This window comes from Burkholderia sp. AW33-5 (genome assembly GCF_053427615.1).
This window is the reverse complement of the sequence record NZ_JBSAXA010000001.1, coordinates 264,113-281,292: the sequence shown is the minus strand read 5'-3', so window position 1 is coordinate 281,292 and position 17,180 is coordinate 264,113. Positions and strand designations below refer to the sequence as shown.

Genomic DNA, 17,180 nt, shown 5'->3' with positions numbered 1-17,180 from the left:
CTTCGCGGCTAGCGCGCCGCCCGCCCCGCCATCCACTTGCGGTAACGCCGCGTCTGGCACTGCGCGGCGAGTTGCTGCGACACCAGCGCGCGCAGCGGCGACACGCCCGGGTGCGTGCGCCGCCCGACACTCAACCGCGCGAGCTGAAACTTCACGACGGCCATGTTCGCCAGCGCACCCAGCGCCTTGTTCTTCCAGCGGATCGGCTGCAGCGCCGGCGCGCTGTCCTTGCCGGCCTGCCAGTCGCGCGGCAGGTTCGGCTCGATCGACAGCGCGGTCGCGATGCCGACCATCGCCACGCCGCTGGCGACCACCTGCTCGGCCACCGCGCGGCGCCGGATCCCGCCCGTGACCATCAGCGGCATGGCCGCGACGGCCGTGATGTCCCGCGCGAATTCGAGGAAATACGCTTCGCGGGCCAGCGTGCGCCCGTCGCGCGCCTCGCCCTGCATCGCCGGCACTTCGTAGCTGCCGCCCGACAACTCGACGAGATCGACGCCGAGCGGATTCAGCAATTCGACGACGCGCTTCGCATCGTCCGCGCTGAAGCCGCCGCGCTGGAAGTCGGCCGAATTCAGCTTGACCGACACGACGAACGCCGGCGACACCGTCGCGCGCACCTCGCGCACGATGTCGAGCAGCAGCCGCGCGCGGTGCTCGATGCTGCCGCCCCACGCGTCCTGCCGGCGGTTCGTCAGCGGCGACAGGAACTGGCTCAGCAGATAACCGTGCGCCGCGTGGATCTGCACGCCGGTGAAGCCGCTCTGCTCGGCGAGCTGCGCGGTGCGCACGAAGCGCCGCCGCACGTCGACGATGTCGGCTTCCGTCATCTCCTTCGGCACCGGGAACTGCTTCGACAGCGCGCCGAGCGCGAGCGGCACGGCCGACGGCGCGAGCGTCGTCTGGCCGAGCGCCGCCTGCATCTGGCGCCCCGGGTGGTTGATCTGCATCCACGCGTGCGCGCCGCCGGAGCGCGCGACCTGCGCCCAGCGCCGGAAGCGGTCGAGATGCGCATCGCTGTCGAGCACGACGCCGTTCGGCCCCGTCATCGCGCGGCCGTCCACCATCACGTTGCCGGTCAGGATCAGGCCCGCCCGGCCGTCCGCCCACGCCTGGTACAGGCGCAGCAACGCGTCGGACGGCGCGTGGTCCGCATCGGCCATGTTCTCTTCCATCGCGGCCTTGGCGAGCCGGTTCGGGATCACCGCGCCATTGGGCAGCGTGAGGGGCGCAAACAGGTTCATGGTGGACATCCTCGATTGACGATGCCCAACCATAACTTTAAAGTCAGCTTCAAGGTCAAGCCCCCTCCGGAGCACAACGATGAAGATCGGCGAGTTGGCGCGAACCAGCGGCATCGCGGCGTCGCGCATCCGCTTCTACGAAGCGAGCGGCCTGCTCGAGCCGGCGCGCCGGCAGGCGAACGGTTATCGGGAATACGGGCCGGAAGCGCTGACGCGGCTCGCGATCATCGACCGCGCGCAGCGCGCGGGCTTCGCGCTCGACGAGATCCGCGCGGTGCTGCCGCCCGATCTCGGCGCGTGGCCGCGCGACGAACTGCTGCAGGCGTTGCGGCACAAGGTCGACGAAATCGCGCTGCTCGAACAGCGGCTCGCGCAGAACCGGCGCAACCTGCAGGCGCTGATCGACGAGATCGCGAACAAGCCCGCCGGCGAGGATTGCGCGGGCGCCGCGCAACGCATGCTCGACAAGCTGTGCAAGGAAGCGGCGGAGTCGGAATCGGAGCCGGCCGCTGTGCCGCGCCCGCGGCCGATCCGCAAGCGCGCGTGAGTCGGTCGCGCGCGCGATGTCCGTGACGTGCGGCGCGCGGTATGTGCTGCCCGCGCGCGGGCGGCATCGGGCACGGCCACATGAAGATGCTTACGTCGCAGGTAATCGACGCGCGCCGCCCGCGCTCCGATCATGGCTTCACCGATCGACGCCACGGAGCCTGCCATGACCGCCTACGCCATCGCCCACCTGCACGACGTTGAAATGTGCGACGACATCGTCGAATACCTCGAACGCATCGACGGCACGCTCGCGCCGTTCGACGGTCATTTCGTGATTCACGGCGCGCGGCCCGACGTGCGCGAAGGCGTGTGGCGCGGCGACCTGATCGCGATTGCGTTTCCCGATCTCGATACGGCGCGCACGTGGTACGAATCGGACGCGTACCGGCGGATCCAGCCGCTGCGCGCGCGGCACGCGAGCGGCCCGTTGATCCTGATCGACGGCGTGGACGAACGGCACAAGGCGACGGACATCCTGCGCTGACCGGCGACGCCGGCAACGCCCGCGATGCCTACTTCGCGTTGCGCTCCATCGGCTCGCCGACGACGAAACCGCCGCCCTGGTAGCGCTGCGCGGGATCGTCGTACTCGGCGGTCGGCGCCGTCACCGGGAACAGCCCGGCGAACTGCTCGGAGCTGTCCTGCGGCCGATAGCCGAGGAAGCCGGCCTTCGTGTTGTCCCACCATTTCACCGGGTTGTCCGACACGCCGTAGACGATCGCGTGCCCGACGCGGTTCGTCAGCAGCGAGCAGCGCACGAGCTCGATGAGGTCGCGATAGCTGAGGAACGTCACCAGCATGCGCGGATTCTTCGGCGCCTCGAACGACGAGCCGATCCGCAGGCACACCGTCTCGATCCCGAAGCGGTCGAAGTAGTAGCGCGACAGCGACTCGCCGAAGCACTTCGTCACGCCATACAGGCTGTCCGGACGCTGCGGCGAATCGGCGTCGAGCACTTCCGTGACCGGATGAAAACCGATCGCATGGTTCGAACTCGCGAACACGATGCGCTTCACGCCGTGCTTGCGCGCGGCTTCGTACAGGTTGTACGTGCCGGTGATGTTCGCATCGACGAGATCGTCGAACGGCGCGTCGACCGAAATGCCACCGAGGTGGACGATCGCGTCGACGCCGTCGACGAGCGCCATCACCGCCGGCCGGTCCGCCAGATCGACGACCCGGATTTCTTCATGCGGGGCCGCGTCGTCGAGCGCGGCGATGTCGCTCACGCGCACGACGTCGGCCCAGTTCGCCAGCGCGCCGCGCACCTGACGGCCAAGGTTGCCGGCCGCGCCGGTCAGCAGCAGGCGCCCGAACGGCTTGCGTGCGCCGGTGGATGTGGCGTTCATCGAATCTCCTTGAATCTGTTCTGAAGTGTCCTGGACGTCGCCCGAAACCGGGCTGAACCGGAAAACGTTTTCCAACTATACGCGGGACAAAAGCCGACCGTCAATGGTCGAATCCGCTCGCAGTCATCCGCACTTTCCCGATATCGGTCGGCGGCCGGACGCCGGCTTTTTCTGCCACAATCCGGTGCAATCGAACGAAAACGTTACCCTTCCGATGAAAAAAGTTTCCCCGACGATCCGCGACGTGGCGGCGGAAGCCGGTGTGTCGGTCGCGACGGTATCCAAGTACGTGAACGGCACGCAGCGCTTTTCGCCGACCGTCGAAGCGCGGCTCAAGGAAGCGATCGAGCGGCTCGGCTACCGTTCGAACCCGCTCGCGCGCTCGATGATCACCGGGCGCACGCGCACCATCGGCCTCGTGATCCTCGACATCAGCAACCCGCACTTCACGAACGTCGTCAAGGGCGCGAACCGCGTCGCGCTTCAGCACGACTACACGCTGCTGCTCGTCGATACCGAAGAGAACCAGGCGCGCGAACGCTCGCTGATCGAGGCGCTCGCGCAACGCGTCGACGGGCTGATCGTCAGCACGCGGATGCCCGACGACCAGGCCGGCTGGATGCTCGACCTGCACAAGCCGCTCGTGCTGCTGCGTCGCAGCCCCGGCCTGCCGATTCCGAGCGTCGGCATCGACAACCGGCTCGCCACCTACATGCTCGCGCGTCACCTGCTCAATCTCGGCCATACGCGCATCGCGTACCTCGGTTTCGGCACCGCGCGCGTGAACGACGAACGGATCCAGGGCGCGCGCGACTGTCTCGCCGAAGCGGGGCTCACGCTCGACGTGCACGACGCGCATGCGCCGACCGCCGAAGCCGGCGAGCGCGCATGCTCGCGCGTGATGCTCGGGCCGCACCGCCCGCAGGCCGTGATCTGCTACAACGACCTGATCGCGCTCGGCTTCATGAAGGAAGCCGCGTCGCTCGGGTTCCGGCTGCCGCAGGACGTGTCCGTCGCCGGCGTCGACAACGTGCCGTACGGCGCATACGCGGCGCCCGCGCTGACCACCATCGACATCCAGAGCGAGAACATGGGCGAACTCGCGATGCAGAAGCTGATCGACGCGCTCGCCGGGCGCACCGACGCGAGCTATTCGACGTTCGAGCCGCGGCTGATCATGCGTGCGTCGACGGCCGCGGCCGGTTGAAGCGCGCGGTCGCGTCCTCCGCCTGCCGCCTCTTCGTCGTCACGTCGCCTCCGTCCATCGCAAATGAAAACGCGCCGCCTCCGGGGCGGCGCGTTCGTTTTCCGGCATGCGATCAAGCGTCGAGCTTCGCGGGCTTCATCTTCGGTGTGAGCATGTGCATGACCGCCAGCGCGAGCAGATAGGCCAGCGCCCCGATCGCGAACAGCACCCAGTAGTGGCCCGTGCGTTGCAGCACCTGGCCGATCACTTCCGAGAACAGCACGCCGCCGATCGAACCGGCCATCCCGCCGATGCCGACCACCGACGCGACCGCGCGGCGCGGGAACAGGTCGGACGCCGTCGTGAACAGGTTCGCCGACCAGCCCTGGTGCGCGGCGGCCGCGAGGCCGACGATCAGCACCGCGATCCACAGGCTCTGCACCTGCGACACGAACGCGATCGGCAGCACGCAGCACGCGCAGATCAGCATCGCCGTCTTGCGCGCGCCGTTCACACTCCAGCCCGCGCGCAACAGCATCGACGACAGCCAGCCGCCGCCGATGCTGCCGACCGTCGTCAGCGCATAGATGCACACGAGCGGCAGGCCGATATGCTGCATGTCCATCCCGCGCGACTCGTTGAGCCACTTCGGCAGCCAGAACAGGTAGAACCACCACACCGGGTCGGTCAGGAACTTGCCGATCAGGAACGCCCACGTCTCGCGCTTGCGGATCAGTTCGCCCCAGCGCGGCGCACCGGCATCCGCGTTCGCCGCGTCGAGCGCTTCGGCTTCGTCGCGCGGCTCGTCGTATTCGGCGGCCAGCGCGCGCGTGTCGGCCGTGCGATACATCACCAGCCAGACCGCGAGCCACACGATGCCGATCGCGCCGACGATCACGAACGCCGCGCGCCATCCGTAGGCCACCGCGATCGCCGGGATGATCGCCGGCGCGAACACCGCGCCGATGTTCGCGCCCGAGTTGAAGATGCCGGTGGCGAGCGCGCGCTCGCGACGCGGAAACCATTCGGCCGTCGTCTTGATCGCGGCCGGGAAGTTGCCGCCCTCGCCGATCCCGAGCAGCGCGCGCACGGCCGCGAAGCCCATCACGGAGCCGACCGCCGCGTGCAGCATCGCCGCGATGCTCCACACCAGCATCGCGACCGCATACGAGATGCGCGTGCCGAGCCAGTCGACGATGCGCCCGAAGCCGAGCAGGCCGATCGCGTAGAACGCGGAAAACGCCATCACGATGCGGCCGTACTGCACCTGGCTCCAGCCGATGTCGTGCTGGAGCATCGGCGCGAGCAGGCCGAGGATCTGTCGATCCATGTAGTTGATGACGGTCGCGAAGAACAGCAGCGCACAGACGGTCCAGCGGTAGCGGCTGGCGGCCGCGCGCACCGCGCCGACGACGGCAGATTGCATGAGTGTCTCCGATGCGCGGCCGCGCCCGTCGCGCCGCTGGATGGTGTCTGTCCGTGACCGGCGACGGGCGCCGGGGTGGACGGCGGCCCGCCTTTTGCGTGGCCCGGCCGCTCGTCCGTCGAGTTCTGGAAAACGTTTTTCAAAGAATAGGGCTTGGCCCGGTGCCGTGTCAGTCGGGGATTTCGATGAGTCATCTCAAATCCGGCCGCACAAAAAGAGATGACTGTTCCGCAAAGTGGCATTAACCGTTTTTTCGGGACTTTCCTGCGTTCGAAACGGGGGCATGACGCGAGCCGGCGCGTCGAGACACATGTCCGATTCCAGCCAGAATCGTCGGCGCGGATGGTTTACAGTCGTCTCATGCACCTCGATCCGGACACCTGCTACGACGCCCTGCTTTCGCGGAACCGCCGCTTCGACGGCTGGTTCTTCGTCGGTGTGTCGACGACGGGCGTGTATTGCCGCCCCGTTTGCCCGGTGAAGCCGCCGAAGGCGCGGAACTGCAGCTATTACCCGACCGCCGCCGCCGCGGAGAAAGCCGGCTTTCGGCCGTGCATGCGGTGCCGGCCCGAGCTCGCGCCGGGCCACGGGCTGCTCGACCTGTCCGGCAATCTCGCCGACGCGGGCGCGTCGCTGATCGAGGACGGTTTCCTGAACGAACACTCCGTCGACGCGCTCGCGCGGCGCGTCGGCGTGACCGAGCGCCATCTGCGCCGAATCTTCGCCGCGCAGTTCGGCGTGTCGCCGGTCGAATTCGCGCAGACGCACCGTCTGCTTATGGCCAAGCGCCTCCTGACCGATACCGCGCTGCCCGTGGCCGTGGTTGCGTCGACTGCCGGGTTCGGCAGCGTGCGACGCTTCAACGATCTGTTCCGCCAGCGCTACGGTCTCAATCCGCTGCGCCTGCGCAAGGGCGCCGGCGCATCCGCCAATGGCGACATGACCTTCCCGCTACCGTATCGGCCGCCGTTCGCATGGCCCGAGTTGATGCGCTTTCTCGCGCAGCGGCAGATCGACGGCGTCGAGTGCATCGATGCGCACGGCTATGCGCGTGTCGTCGCGCTGCCGAACGGGCACGGCAACGCTCAGGTGACGGGCTGGCTGTCCGTCACGCACGTGCCGCAGCGGTTCGCGCTCGCGGTGACCGTGTCGCCCGCGCTCACGCCCGTCGTCCCGGCCGTGCTCGCGCGCGTGCGGCGGCTGTTCGATCTCGACAGCCGCCCGGACGTGATCGACGCGCATCTGGGCGAACTCGCGGACGGCTCGCCCGGCCTGCGCGTGCCCGGCGCGTTCGACGGGCTCGAGATCGCGATGCGTGCGATCGCGGGCGAGCGATTGGCGCAGACACAGGCAGGCGCGGTGCTGGCGCGCGTGGCCGAACGCTTCGGCACGCCGGTGGACCACGCGCCGCCGGGGCTCACGCATGCGCTGCCTTCCGCCGCGACGCTGGCGACGGCGCCGCCGGCGGCGCTCGAAGCCATCGGCGTGACACGTGACGCGGCGCGGGCGATCGTGTCGCTGGCGCGTGCAGTCGCCGACGGCACGCTCGCGCTCGAACCGATGGCGCCGCTCGACGCGACGCTCGATGCGTTGCGCGCGCTGCCCGGCTTCGACGAACGCGCGGTGCAGTATGTCGCGATGCGTGCGATGGCGTGGCCGAACGCGTTCCCCGCGGACGACGCATGGCTTGCACCGCGCGCCGCCGCCGCCGAGCGTCCGCGCAGCATCGCATCATCCGCGCCGCATGCGTCGCGCTGGGCGCCGTGGCGCGCATATGCCGCACTGCATGTGTGGCGCCTTCATGGAGACGCTTCGCGATGACTCCCGCTCATCTGATTCCGAGCCCGCTGGGCGACATCGCCATCCGTATCGAGGACGATGCCCTGACGGGCCTCTTCTTCGTCGGCCAGAAATACTATCCGTCGCTGGCGGTCGCACCGGATGCGGATGCACGCAACGCGTCGCCGCTCGCGCGCAAGGTTGCCGACGAAGTCGCGGAATATTTCACCGGCACGCGCGAAACCTTCTCGGTGCCGATTCATCTGCGCGGCACCGCGTTTCAGCGCAGCGTGTGGAAGGAATTGCTCGCGATTCCGTTCGGCGAACTCGTGTCGTACGGCGACATCACCGAACGCGTCGGGCTGCCGATGAGTGCCGCGCGCGCCGTCGGCGGCGCGGTCGGCCGCAATCCCGTGTCGATCATGGTGCCGTGCCATCGCGTGATCGGCGCTTCCGGCAGCCTGACCGGGTATGCAGGCGGCATCGAACGGAAACGCGCGTTGCTGGCGCTCGAAGGCGCCGGGCTCGTGCGCGGCGAGCGCCATCCGATGCAGCAGACGTTCGCGTTCTGACATCGCGCATGCACCGTTCGACGCGTGTCGTGCGGTCTAGTCGTCGCCGCGCTTGCGCATCGCATGCGTGACCCGCGCGTTCGCCTCGAACTTCGCGCGATGCGTCGAGAAGAACGTCCGCACGTTGCGGACGTTCGATGCGCCGGTGAACAGCCGCCGCGCGAACGCGTCGTATTCGGCGACGTCCGCCAGATCGGCCACCACCACGAAATCCGGCCCCGGCGACACGCGATAGCACTGCGTGACCGCCGGCTCCGCGCACACGTAAGCCTCGAACGCGTCGTAGTCTTCCGCCGTCTGCCGGTCGAGGCTGATCTCGATCAAGGCCGTGACGGCCGTGCCGATCGCGACCGGGTCGAGCACCGCGACCTGGCGACGAATCACGCCCGCTTCCGTCAGCCGCCGCACGCGGCGCATGCACGTCGGCGGCGACGACAGCGCGCGCTCGGCGAGTTGCAGGTTCGACACCGATGCGTCGTCCTGCAGGATCGCGAGAATGCGCAGGTCGAGATCGTCGAGCGTGATGCCGGCCATCGGCGGCTCCTTCCGGTCAAGGTTGTGAAATTTAATTTCAACACGATATCAGATCCATTTCCCGTTTCAATTTTTGTCGTATTTTGAAATTTAATTCCATTCAACCGCTTCTACCATCGCTGTCACGGGTCCAGACAGGACATTTACGGAGCGCGATATGTGTGGAATTGTCGGGGCGGTTGCCCAGCGGGACATCCTGCCGAACCTCGTCGACGGGCTGAAGCGGCTCGAATACCGCGGTTACGACTCGTGCGGTGTCGTGGTCTATCGCGACCGTGCGCTGGCGCGGGCGCGCAGCGTCGACCGCGTCGCCAACCTGCAGCGCGAGATCGCCGCGCACGCGCTGTCCGGCTACACCGGCATCGCGCATACGCGCTGGGCAACGCATGGCGCGCCCGTCACGCTCAACGCGCACCCGCACTTCTCGCCGAGCGACGACAACGCGCGCATCGCGCTGTCGCACAACGGGATCATCGAGAACTGCGATCAACTGCGCGCGCAATTGCAGGCGCACGGTTACGTGTTCGCGAGCCAGACCGACAGCGAAGCGATCGCGCATCTGATCGACCATCTGTATGACGGCGACCTGTTCGACGCGGTGCGCCGCGCGGTCGCGCGGCTGCGCGGCAGCTATGCGATCGCGGTGATGTGCCGCGACGAACCGCACCGGATCGTCGGCGCGCGCGACGGGATGCCGCTCGTCGTCGGTGTCGGCGATGGCGAGAATTTCCTGGCATCGGATGCGATCGCGTTGTCGGGCATCACCGATCGCATCGCTTACCTCGAGAATGGTGACGTCGCCGATATTCAGCTGCACCGCTACTGGATCGTCGATGCGGCCGGACAGCGCGTCGAGCGCGCGGTGCAGCGCGTGGCCGCGCACAGCGGCGCGGCGGACCTCGGCGCGTATCGCTACTACATGCAGAAGGAAATCTTCGAGCAGCCGCAGGCGGTGGCCGATACGTTGCTCGATGTCGGATCGATCATGCCCGAGCTGTTCGGCGACGGCGCGTGGCGCGTGTTCAACGACGTCGATTCGGTGTTGCTGCTCGCGTGCGGCGGCAGCTATCACGCGGCGCTGACCGCGAAATACTGGATCGAGAGCATCGCGAAGCTGCCGGCGAGCGTCGAGATCGCGAGCGAGTTTCGCTATCGCGACAGCGTCCCGCATCCGCGCACGCTGGTCGTCGCGGTCTCGCAGAGCGGCGAGACGGCCGACGTGCTCGGCGCCGTGCATGTCGCGAAGCAGCGCGGGATGATGCATACGCTCGCGATCTGCAACGTCGCGACGAGTGCGCTGATGCGCGAATGCGCGCTGCAGTTCGTCACGCGTGCGGGAATCGAGATCGGCGTGGCTTCGACGAAGGCTTTCACGACGCAGCTCGTGGCGCTGTTCCTGCTGACTTTGTCACTGGCGCAGGTGCACGGGCGGTTGAGCGATGACGACGAGAAGGCGCATCTGCGTGCGCTGCGGCATCTGCCCGATGCGATGTCGAAGGTGCTCGCGCTGGAACCGCAGATCATGGGCTGGTCGGAGCTGCTCGCGCGACGCGACAACATGCTGTTTCTCGGACGCGGGATGCATTATCCGATCGCGCTCGAAGGCGCGCTGAAGATGAAGGAGATTTCGTATATCCACGCGGAGGCTTATCCTGCCGGGGAGTTGAAGCATGGGCCGCTGGCGTTGGTCAGTAATGAAATGCCGGTGATTGCGGTGGCGCCGAATGACGTGTTGCTCGAAAAGCTCCGGTCGAACATGCACGAGGTCAGTGCGCGGAACGGCAGGCTTTTCGTGTTCGCGGATGTCGATTGCGGGTTGGTGCCGAGTGAAGGGATCGAGGTGATTCGGCTCAACGAGTACTACGGGCCGCTTTCGCCGATTCTGCATACGGTGCCGATGCAGTTGCTGGCTTATCACGCGGCGTTGGCAAGGGGGACGGATATCGATAAGCCGAGGAATCTTGCTAAATCGGTGACGGTGGAGTGAGGGTCCGGTCACCCCCGCATCCGATCGGCATCACCGCCCCGCCCAAGAAAATCGCTACTTCGACAAACTCAGCTTCTTCGACAGCACGACACCGCTCGACGGGCTCACCAGCGAGATGGATTGGAGATCCATGTGCAACCTGGAGATCCGCGTCGTAATGTCCGTCGGCTCCTCGATGCTCGGATCGGCATGCTCGGTTTGTTCGGTCAGGTAAGGCCGAACCAGGCGCCCCGATAAAACGAGCGCGAAGTCGCCATGCGCCTGGGCGTACACGGCAGGCGAAATTCGCATGCGGCTGCGAACCGTGCTCTTCTTCCCTTGCCCGGACTCGAGCTCGATGATGTCGACCTGCTGGATATATCCTTTTGCCTTCGCTTCGGGTGCGATCACGAGCCCTCGCCCTCGTGGCCCCGTCGTGACCTTTCTGAGCAGGATGCGCGTCCGGTCGTCGCGCTCCGCGTCGAACAGGTCGACGTCCAGCGTCAACAGGTGCCGCTGCGACTGATACCTCAGCCCATACCGCACCGGCACCACGAATGTCACGTCACGATCGAGATTGATGGGCGCCAGGTCGGGATTCGGGCCGTGCCGGTCGGTCGCGTTGGAGACGAGGCCGCGAACCCGTGCAGTCAAGGAAGGTGCGGCGGCGCTGAAATGCTGCTTCTTCAGCGCATCCCGGATGGCAACGGGATCGTCGCCGACAATCGGCCGTACGCGCGACGAGTCTTGATCGACGGCGGGCGCGTTGCGCGTCGAGCCGTCGACGGACGCCGCCTGTGCATGCGCCGCCACTGGCGCCAGCATCACCGCCAAGGCGACGGCCCACGCGAATTTCGAGCGACCCAACTTGGATTTCCTGTGCGGCACGACGAACTCCTGATTTTCTGGCAGATCGGTCAACGACGAGCACTATAGGGCGGAATGACCGGCAACGCATCCACGGTGTGAAATGACCCATGGTGCGGTCGCCGATCGGGAGCCGGCACCCTCATCCCCGACCATCCTCCCGCCGATATTCCGCCGGCGCCTTCCCCACCAGCTTCCGAAAATCGCGCGTGAAATGCGCCTGGTCGAAATACCCCAACGAATGAGCCAGTTCCGCGAGATCGACCGGCTCGCCGCTGGCGAGCTTGTCCGCGGCCTCATGCAGGCGATAACGGCAGATCACCCACTTCGGCGTCACGCCCACATGGTTGGAGAAGAGCTGCTGCAGCGTGCGCTCGCTCAACCCTGCGCGCTCGGCCAGATCGCGCACCTGCGTCAGCCCGAGGTCCTGCTGCAGCATCTGCAAGATGCCATGAATGCGCTCGACCTGCGGATCGGCCGGCGGCAGCACCCGCAACAGCAACGCCTCCGCGGCCGCCACCATCCCGGCATCATCCTCGGCACCGAGCACGGCGTCCTCGGCTTCCGCATCGCCGCAATCGAGCAGCGTCGACACCGGCAGCACCTTGTCGGTCGACAAATGCACCGGCTTGCCGAAGAACGCCCGGAACGCCCCGGGCCGAAACCGCAAGCCGATCACTCTTCCGGCGCCGGCCAGCGTCGTCTCGAACGCCCCCGACACCACACCGAAGATGCCCGTCCGCCGCCGGTCGAAGACCAGATTCACGCACGGATACGGCAGCGTGCGCTGCACATACGGCGGCTGGTCGCGCAGATCCCATTCGACGATCCAGTGATGATCCAGCACCCCGGCCAGTTCGGCACAGGGGTAATAGCGATTCAGGCGGAAGCGCTGATTGAAGGCTTTCGGACCGACGACGCCTTTGGGCGTCTCGGTCACGTTACGCAAGTCGGCCATGGTGACGAACCGTTGAGGTGACTGCATGATGATGCACCGCCGCAGCGGATTTTTCCAAGACGAAGCCGCGCGGCCGTCCTACATTTCCATATTTGTCCCGAACGCATACCGGAGCCCGCGATGCCGCAAGACCGTCACCTGACCCTGTACCACTCCCCGCGCAGCCGATCGGCCGGCGCGCGGATGCTGCTCGAGGAACTGAGCGCCGACTACGAACTGCACGCGTTCGACCTCTCCGCGGGCAAACATCACGAAGCCGAATATCTCCGACTCAACCCGATGGGCAAGGTGCCCGCGCTGCGTCACGGCGACGTGATCGTGACCGAGCAGCCCGCCGTCTACATGTACGCGGCGGAACTGTATCCGGAAGCCGGCCTGTCGCCGGCGCCCGGCGATTCACTGCGCGGCCCGTACCTGCGCTGGATGACGTTCTATGGCTCGTGCTTCGAGCCGGCCATCGTCGACCGCTCGATGAATCGTCCGCCCGCGGCCTATTCGACGTCGCCGTACGGCGACTTCGATACCGTCATCAACGCGATCGATGCACAACTGGCAAAGGGGCCCTGGCTGCTGGGCGAGCGCTTCACGGCCGCGGATGTGCTGTGGGGCTCCGCGCTGAACTGGACCACGATGTTCAAGCTCGTGCCCGAGACGCCGCGCATTCGCGCCTATATCGATCGCGTGCTGGCGCGCCCGGCCATCCAGCGCGCGCAGGCGGCAGATGCGGCACTCGCGGCGGAGCAGGACAAGGCCAGGGAGGCAGCGTCCGCCGCGAGGTAGTTCGGTGCGGGGCGGACCTTGACGCACGTTCCGCCCGGCGCCCCGTCAAAACATCGTATGCACCCCGACGCGCGCGACGGCCTGACTCGCCGAGCTGGACGCCCCGTTCGGATCGAGCACGCCGTTGATCTGCGCGTTCGCGCCGCTGTTCGCGCGTTGATAATCCGCGGACACGTAAACCATCGTCCGTTTCGACAACAGGTACTGAAACGCGACGCTGACCTGATGCGCATGGTTGTCGTTCACGGCTTCGTTGCCCTTCATGTACATGTACTTCGCGCCGAGAAAGACGTCCGGTCTGATGCGCCACACGCCGCCTGCTTCGGCCATCCACACGCCTGCGTCGTTGAACGAATTGCGCACGGTCGTCAGCAGCGCCTTTGCACTGATCGCGCCGAAATCGTAGTGCATCCCGACGCCCCAGTTGCGCACACTGGTCGATGGCGTACCCGGCGCCGGACCATACTTCTCGTTCGTATAGGCCGCACCGATACCGAACGCCCCGACTTCGTAGTTCAGCCCGGCGCTCACGGTATTGTCCGCGCCGACGGAACCGGCCACGCCGCCGAACGCATACATCACGCCTCCGGAAAACCCGGCAATCGTCGGCGAGCTGTATTTGACCGCATTCGCGACCGGCTTGCTGCCTGCCGTGCGGTCCCAGTCGAATGCGCCGGTCGGATTGCCCGGCAGCGCGAGACGCTGGAACGGGCCATTCCTGAACCCGTACAGCCCCGTGAGATCCATCGAGATCGCGTTCCCCTTCGCAAACAGGGAATCCACCATGAAGTCGTACTGATTTCCCAGCCTGATGCCGCCGAACCGGTCGCTCTCGATGCCCACGTATGCGTTGCGCCCGAAGATTCCGGTCCCGATGATGCTGCCGTTCGCCATCGAGAACTGGTTCACGAGCGCGAACGTCGCGTGATATCCGCCACCGAGATCTTCCGTGCCGCGCAAGCCGAACAGGTTCGGCGTGAAGATGCCGTCGTCGAACTTGACGTTCTTTCCACCACCCTCGTTGCTGACATACGAGATGCCGCTGTCGATCAAACCGAACAGCGTCACGCTGCTCTGCGCGTACGCACCCTGCGCGATGACAAGCATCGCGACTGCTCCAAACCTCAGTTTCATTGTGTCTCCGTCTTTTTTCTGTCAATGCGAACCGGTCGCCCGCTGTCTCGCGGGTCTCGCCCGATGCTTCGTGAAACAACGACTCCCCCGTCCCGGCTTCGCATTCATCCGGGTCGGAAAAACTCGTATTTGATTAGCTTTACTGATTTAACAGAACGAATGAAATCCCGCTCATTCCCGATTTCATCCCGCGCAATGCGATTACCGCGCGTCCCGACAAATCACCCAAGCCGCCGAATCGACCTCGACAGCCACGGCTTCCAGCCCGGCACCCGAACACGGGCCGTCGATGCACACGCCATCGTCGAACCTGAACAGCGCGCTGTGATGCGCACACATCAGCACCTGGGACCGGTAGCAGGAAACGTTGCCCGGCACGAAATCGAGCGGAACCGAGAAATGCGGGCAACGATTCACATACGCCCACACCTGCTCCCCACGCCGCACGACGATGACGGGACGCCCGATGCGCGCTTCGTCGACGACCCGCGCCCCACCGTCCGGCACATCGGAGAAGCGGCAGAGTTGCGCGGCACCCATGACTCACGCTCTCCGCTCGGGATTGCCGAGGCTCCAGTCCCACGGTCGAACCTCCACCCGCGAGAACAGCCCCTCCTTCACGTACGGATCGTTGCCGACGAACTGCATCACCGCATCGATGTCGTCCGCCTCGACGACGAGCAGCGTGCCGTTCATCGCATCGCCCTGCGGATCGAGCGTCGGTCCGCCGAGCCGCACATACACACCGTGCTGCGCGGCGGAGCGCAGGTAGGTCCGATGCGTGGACCGCACGCGGTCGCGCACGTCGCGCATCCCGGGCTGGTCCGTCGCAAACACTGCAAAGAATCGCGCCATGTCGGTCAACTCCGGTCGAGCACGAAGTCGTACGTCGCTTCGCGATATGCGCCCGTCAAACCAACGCGGCGCGCGAGTTCATCGCCCGCCGCACGCGGACGATAGGCAACCATCAGCGACGGCTTCACGCCGAAGACGGCATCCGACTTCAGATACGCATCCTCCTCGTCGAACAGATGCGTGACGAGCTTGCGATAGCCCGGCGCGTCGATCATGAAGTGCAGATGCGCGGGCCGCCACGGATGACGGCCGGTCGCGTCGAGCATCTTCCCGACCGGCCCGTCGGTCGGAATCGGGTAGCTGACCGGCAGGATCGTCGTGATCGCATAACGGCCTTCGGCGTCGGTCCGGTAGCGGCCGCGCAGATTGCCGTGCGGCTGCGCCTTGTCCTGCCCGGAATACATGCCGTTTTCCGCGGTCTGCCACACGTCGAGCACGGCGTCGCGCACCGGCGCGCCATCGGTGGCGAGCACGCGGCCATGCACGACGACGGGCGTGCCGGGCGTGAAGGCCATGTTCTCGCCATACGCGCGCTCGGGCATGCCTTCGATGTAGAACGGGCCGAATACGGTCGTTTCCGTCGCGCCGGTGGCGAAGCGATGGTTGATCGCGTCGACCAGCATCGACACGCCCAGCGTGTCCGACAGCAGGATGAATTCCTGGCGCACGACGTCGTCGCACATCTGCCCGGTTTCGGTCAGGAAGCGAATCGCGGCCATCCACTCGGCCTCGGTCAGCTCCGTCTCGCGAACGAACGCATGCAGATGCCGCACGAGGCTCTGCATCAGCACGCGCAAGCGCGGGTTCGGCGTATCGTCGAAGCTGGCGACGACCTGCTCGGTCAGCCGCGTGTCGCCGTCGTCATGAAGATCGTTCGTCACGTTCGTCTCCTGTGATGCGGCCGGCCGCTCAATGCGGCTCGCGCCCTTCCCACGCATGCTGAAGCAATTCGCGAATCGGCGCACGTTCGATCGGCCGCGGATTCGCATACGGATTCCGGCAGGCGAGGTCGGCGGCTTCGTCGAGGCCCGCTTCCGGCATCCCGATATCGGCAAGCGCCGGCGACAGGCCCAGTTGCCGATTCAGCCGGAACAACAGCGGGCCGGCGTCGGCCGCCTCGGCGCCGCCCAGCGCACGCGCGACACGGCGCAGCGCGTCGGGCGCCGCGGCATGGTTGTAGTGCGCGGTATGCGGCAACATCGCGGCGTGCGTCTGCGCATGCGGCAGGTTGAAGGTGCCGCCGAGCGTATGACACAGCTTGTGGTGCAACGCCATGCCGACCGCGCCGAGGCACGTGCCGGCGAGCCACGCGCCATACAACGCGCGGCTACGCATCTCACGATCGTCCGGATCACGAACGATCGCCGGCAGCGCCTCGCCGAGCGCACGAATCGACTCCTCGGCCATCAGGCTGATCACCGGGTTCGCATCTTCCGCGTAGAGCGCTTCGACCGCGTGCGCCATCGCATTGACGCCCGACGCCGCCGAAATCCCCGGCGGCAGCGACAGCGTCAGGGACGGGTCGTAGAGCACGGTTCGCGGCAGCACGCGCGCGTCGCGCCCGGTGCGCTTCAGCCGGCCTTCCGTGAGCCCGAAGATCGGCGTCATTTCCGAGCCCGCGTAAGTCGTCGGCACGGCGAGGATCGGCAGCGACGACTCGAGCGCGATCGCCTTGCCGAGCCCGATCGTCGAGCCGCCGCCGATCGCGATGCAGCAGTCCGCGCCCAGCTCGGCCGCCATCTCGCGCGCGGCACGCGCGACTTCGACCGGCACGTGCATCACGGCCTGCGCGCATACGCCGGCCGCTCGCGCACCGAGCACGCGCCTGCCCCGTTCGGCGAGGGGCTGCTGTTCCGGCGTCGACAGAATCAGCGCCCGCTGCGCGCCGAGCGCGGACAGCTCGTCCGGCAGCCGTTCGAGCGCGCCCCATTCGAACACGACGCGCGACGGCGTTCCCTGATAGACGAAGCGCTCCATTTCA

The 17,180-nt window shown here is 66.8% G+C and carries 18 protein-coding genes; 7 read left to right on the top strand and 11 right to left on the bottom strand.

The annotated features are described in order from the left end of the window. Window positions 1–8: 8 nt before the first annotated feature. Window positions 9–1,244, bottom strand: a complete 1,236-nt coding sequence (locus tag ACV22V_RS01340) for an NADH:flavin oxidoreductase/NADH oxidase family protein (protein WP_448012770.1) — start codon at window positions 1,242–1,244, stop codon at window positions 9–11. A 79-nt stretch (window positions 1,245–1,323) separates the two neighbouring features. On the opposite strand from ACV22V_RS01340, the gene ACV22V_RS01335 reads away from it, so the two are divergent. Further along, window positions 1,324–1,791, top strand: coding sequence for a MerR family transcriptional regulator (locus tag ACV22V_RS01335; RefSeq protein WP_448012769.1), 468 nt, complete (start codon window positions 1,324–1,326; stop codon window positions 1,789–1,791). Window positions 1,792–1,956: 165 nt separating this feature from the next. Continuing rightward, the gene (locus ACV22V_RS01330) at window positions 1,957–2,277 is read left to right on the top strand and encodes a DUF1330 domain-containing protein (RefSeq protein WP_059532307.1); all 321 of its coding nucleotides are present in this window, start codon (window positions 1,957–1,959) and stop codon (window positions 2,275–2,277) included. Window positions 2,278–2,305: 28 nt separating this feature from the next. On the opposite strand, the gene ACV22V_RS01325 is transcribed toward ACV22V_RS01330, so the two are convergent. Beyond that, window positions 2,306–3,142 carry an NAD-dependent epimerase/dehydratase family protein gene (locus tag ACV22V_RS01325; RefSeq protein ID WP_448012768.1) on the bottom strand — a complete coding sequence of 279 codons (837 nt, stop codon included), beginning with the start codon at window positions 3,140–3,142 and terminating at the stop codon, window positions 2,306–2,308. A 103-nt stretch (window positions 3,143–3,245) separates the two neighbouring features. Between ACV22V_RS01325 and ACV22V_RS01320 the strand changes: the two genes are divergently transcribed. Beyond that, a complete protein-coding gene (locus tag ACV22V_RS01320; RefSeq protein WP_059690394.1) occupies window positions 3,246–4,349 on the top strand; it encodes a LacI family DNA-binding transcriptional regulator in 1,104 nt (367 codons plus the stop codon). Window positions 4,350–4,461: 112 nt separating this feature from the next. Here ACV22V_RS01320 and ACV22V_RS01315 read toward each other — a convergent pair whose 3' ends face one another. After that, window positions 4,462–5,754: an MFS transporter gene (locus tag ACV22V_RS01315; protein WP_059532316.1), complete on the bottom strand. Its 1,293-nt coding sequence runs from the start codon at window positions 5,752–5,754 to the stop codon at window positions 4,462–4,464. A gap of 342 nt (window positions 5,755–6,096) precedes the next feature. On the opposite strand from ACV22V_RS01315, the gene ACV22V_RS01310 reads away from it, so the two are divergent. Then, a complete protein-coding gene (locus ACV22V_RS01310) occupies window positions 6,097–7,575 on the top strand; it encodes a DNA-3-methyladenine glycosylase 2 family protein (protein WP_448012767.1) in 1,479 nt (492 codons plus the stop codon). Next, complete coding sequence (locus ACV22V_RS01305; RefSeq protein ID WP_448012766.1) at window positions 7,572–8,105, top strand: methylated-DNA--[protein]-cysteine S-methyltransferase; 534 nt, start codon at window positions 7,572–7,574, stop codon at window positions 8,103–8,105. The genes ACV22V_RS01310 and ACV22V_RS01305 overlap by 4 nt, the downstream gene beginning before the upstream one ends. A gap of 36 nt (window positions 8,106–8,141) precedes the next feature. On the opposite strand, the gene ACV22V_RS01300 is transcribed toward ACV22V_RS01305, so the two are convergent. Then, a complete protein-coding gene (locus ACV22V_RS01300) occupies window positions 8,142–8,639 on the bottom strand; it encodes an Lrp/AsnC family transcriptional regulator (RefSeq protein ID WP_059532325.1) in 498 nt (165 codons plus the stop codon). 157 nt (window positions 8,640–8,796) lie between these two features. On the opposite strand from ACV22V_RS01300, the gene glmS reads away from it, so the two are divergent. After that, on the top strand, window positions 8,797–10,626 hold the full coding sequence (gene glmS, locus ACV22V_RS01295; RefSeq protein WP_448012765.1) for a glutamine--fructose-6-phosphate transaminase (isomerizing): 1,830 nt from the start codon (window positions 8,797–8,799) through the stop codon (window positions 10,624–10,626). Between the two features lie 54 nt (window positions 10,627–10,680). Here the strand turns inward: glmS and ACV22V_RS01290 are convergent, their stop codons facing one another. Both ACV22V_RS01290 and ACV22V_RS01285 read right to left on the bottom strand, forming a co-directional pair. Beyond that, window positions 10,681–11,493 (bottom strand): hypothetical protein, encoded by an 813-nt coding sequence (locus ACV22V_RS01290; protein WP_448013006.1) that lies wholly within the window; start codon window positions 11,491–11,493, stop codon window positions 10,681–10,683. Window positions 11,494–11,614: 121 nt separating this feature from the next. Beyond that, window positions 11,615–12,430 (bottom strand): AraC family transcriptional regulator, encoded by an 816-nt coding sequence (locus tag ACV22V_RS01285; protein ID WP_448013005.1) that lies wholly within the window; start codon window positions 12,428–12,430, stop codon window positions 11,615–11,617. A gap of 120 nt (window positions 12,431–12,550) precedes the next feature. Between ACV22V_RS01285 and ACV22V_RS01280 the strand changes: the two genes are divergently transcribed. After that, window positions 12,551–13,210 (top strand): glutathione S-transferase family protein, encoded by a 660-nt coding sequence (locus ACV22V_RS01280; RefSeq protein ID WP_448012764.1) that lies wholly within the window; start codon window positions 12,551–12,553, stop codon window positions 13,208–13,210. Between the two features lie 45 nt (window positions 13,211–13,255). On the opposite strand, the gene ACV22V_RS01275 is transcribed toward ACV22V_RS01280, so the two are convergent. From ACV22V_RS01275 to ACV22V_RS01255, 5 genes are all read right to left on the bottom strand, one after another. Then, a complete protein-coding gene (locus tag ACV22V_RS01275) occupies window positions 13,256–14,344 on the bottom strand; it encodes a porin (RefSeq protein ID WP_448012763.1) in 1,089 nt (362 codons plus the stop codon). Window positions 14,345–14,545: 201 nt separating this feature from the next. Beyond that, window positions 14,546–14,884: a Rieske (2Fe-2S) protein gene (locus ACV22V_RS01270; protein ID WP_448012762.1), complete on the bottom strand. Its 339-nt coding sequence runs from the start codon at window positions 14,882–14,884 to the stop codon at window positions 14,546–14,548. A gap of 3 nt (window positions 14,885–14,887) precedes the next feature. Further along, on the bottom strand, window positions 14,888–15,199 hold the full coding sequence (locus ACV22V_RS01265; protein ID WP_059532344.1) for a YciI family protein: 312 nt from the start codon (window positions 15,197–15,199) through the stop codon (window positions 14,888–14,890). A 5-nt stretch (window positions 15,200–15,204) separates the two neighbouring features. After that, window positions 15,205–16,080 (bottom strand): intradiol ring-cleavage dioxygenase, encoded by an 876-nt coding sequence (locus ACV22V_RS01260; RefSeq protein ID WP_059702958.1) that lies wholly within the window; start codon window positions 16,078–16,080, stop codon window positions 15,205–15,207. 28 nt (window positions 16,081–16,108) lie between these two features. After that, complete coding sequence (locus ACV22V_RS01255) at window positions 16,109–17,176, bottom strand: maleylacetate reductase (RefSeq protein WP_448012761.1); 1,068 nt, start codon at window positions 17,174–17,176, stop codon at window positions 16,109–16,111. Between the last annotated feature and the right edge of the window lie 4 nt (window positions 17,177–17,180).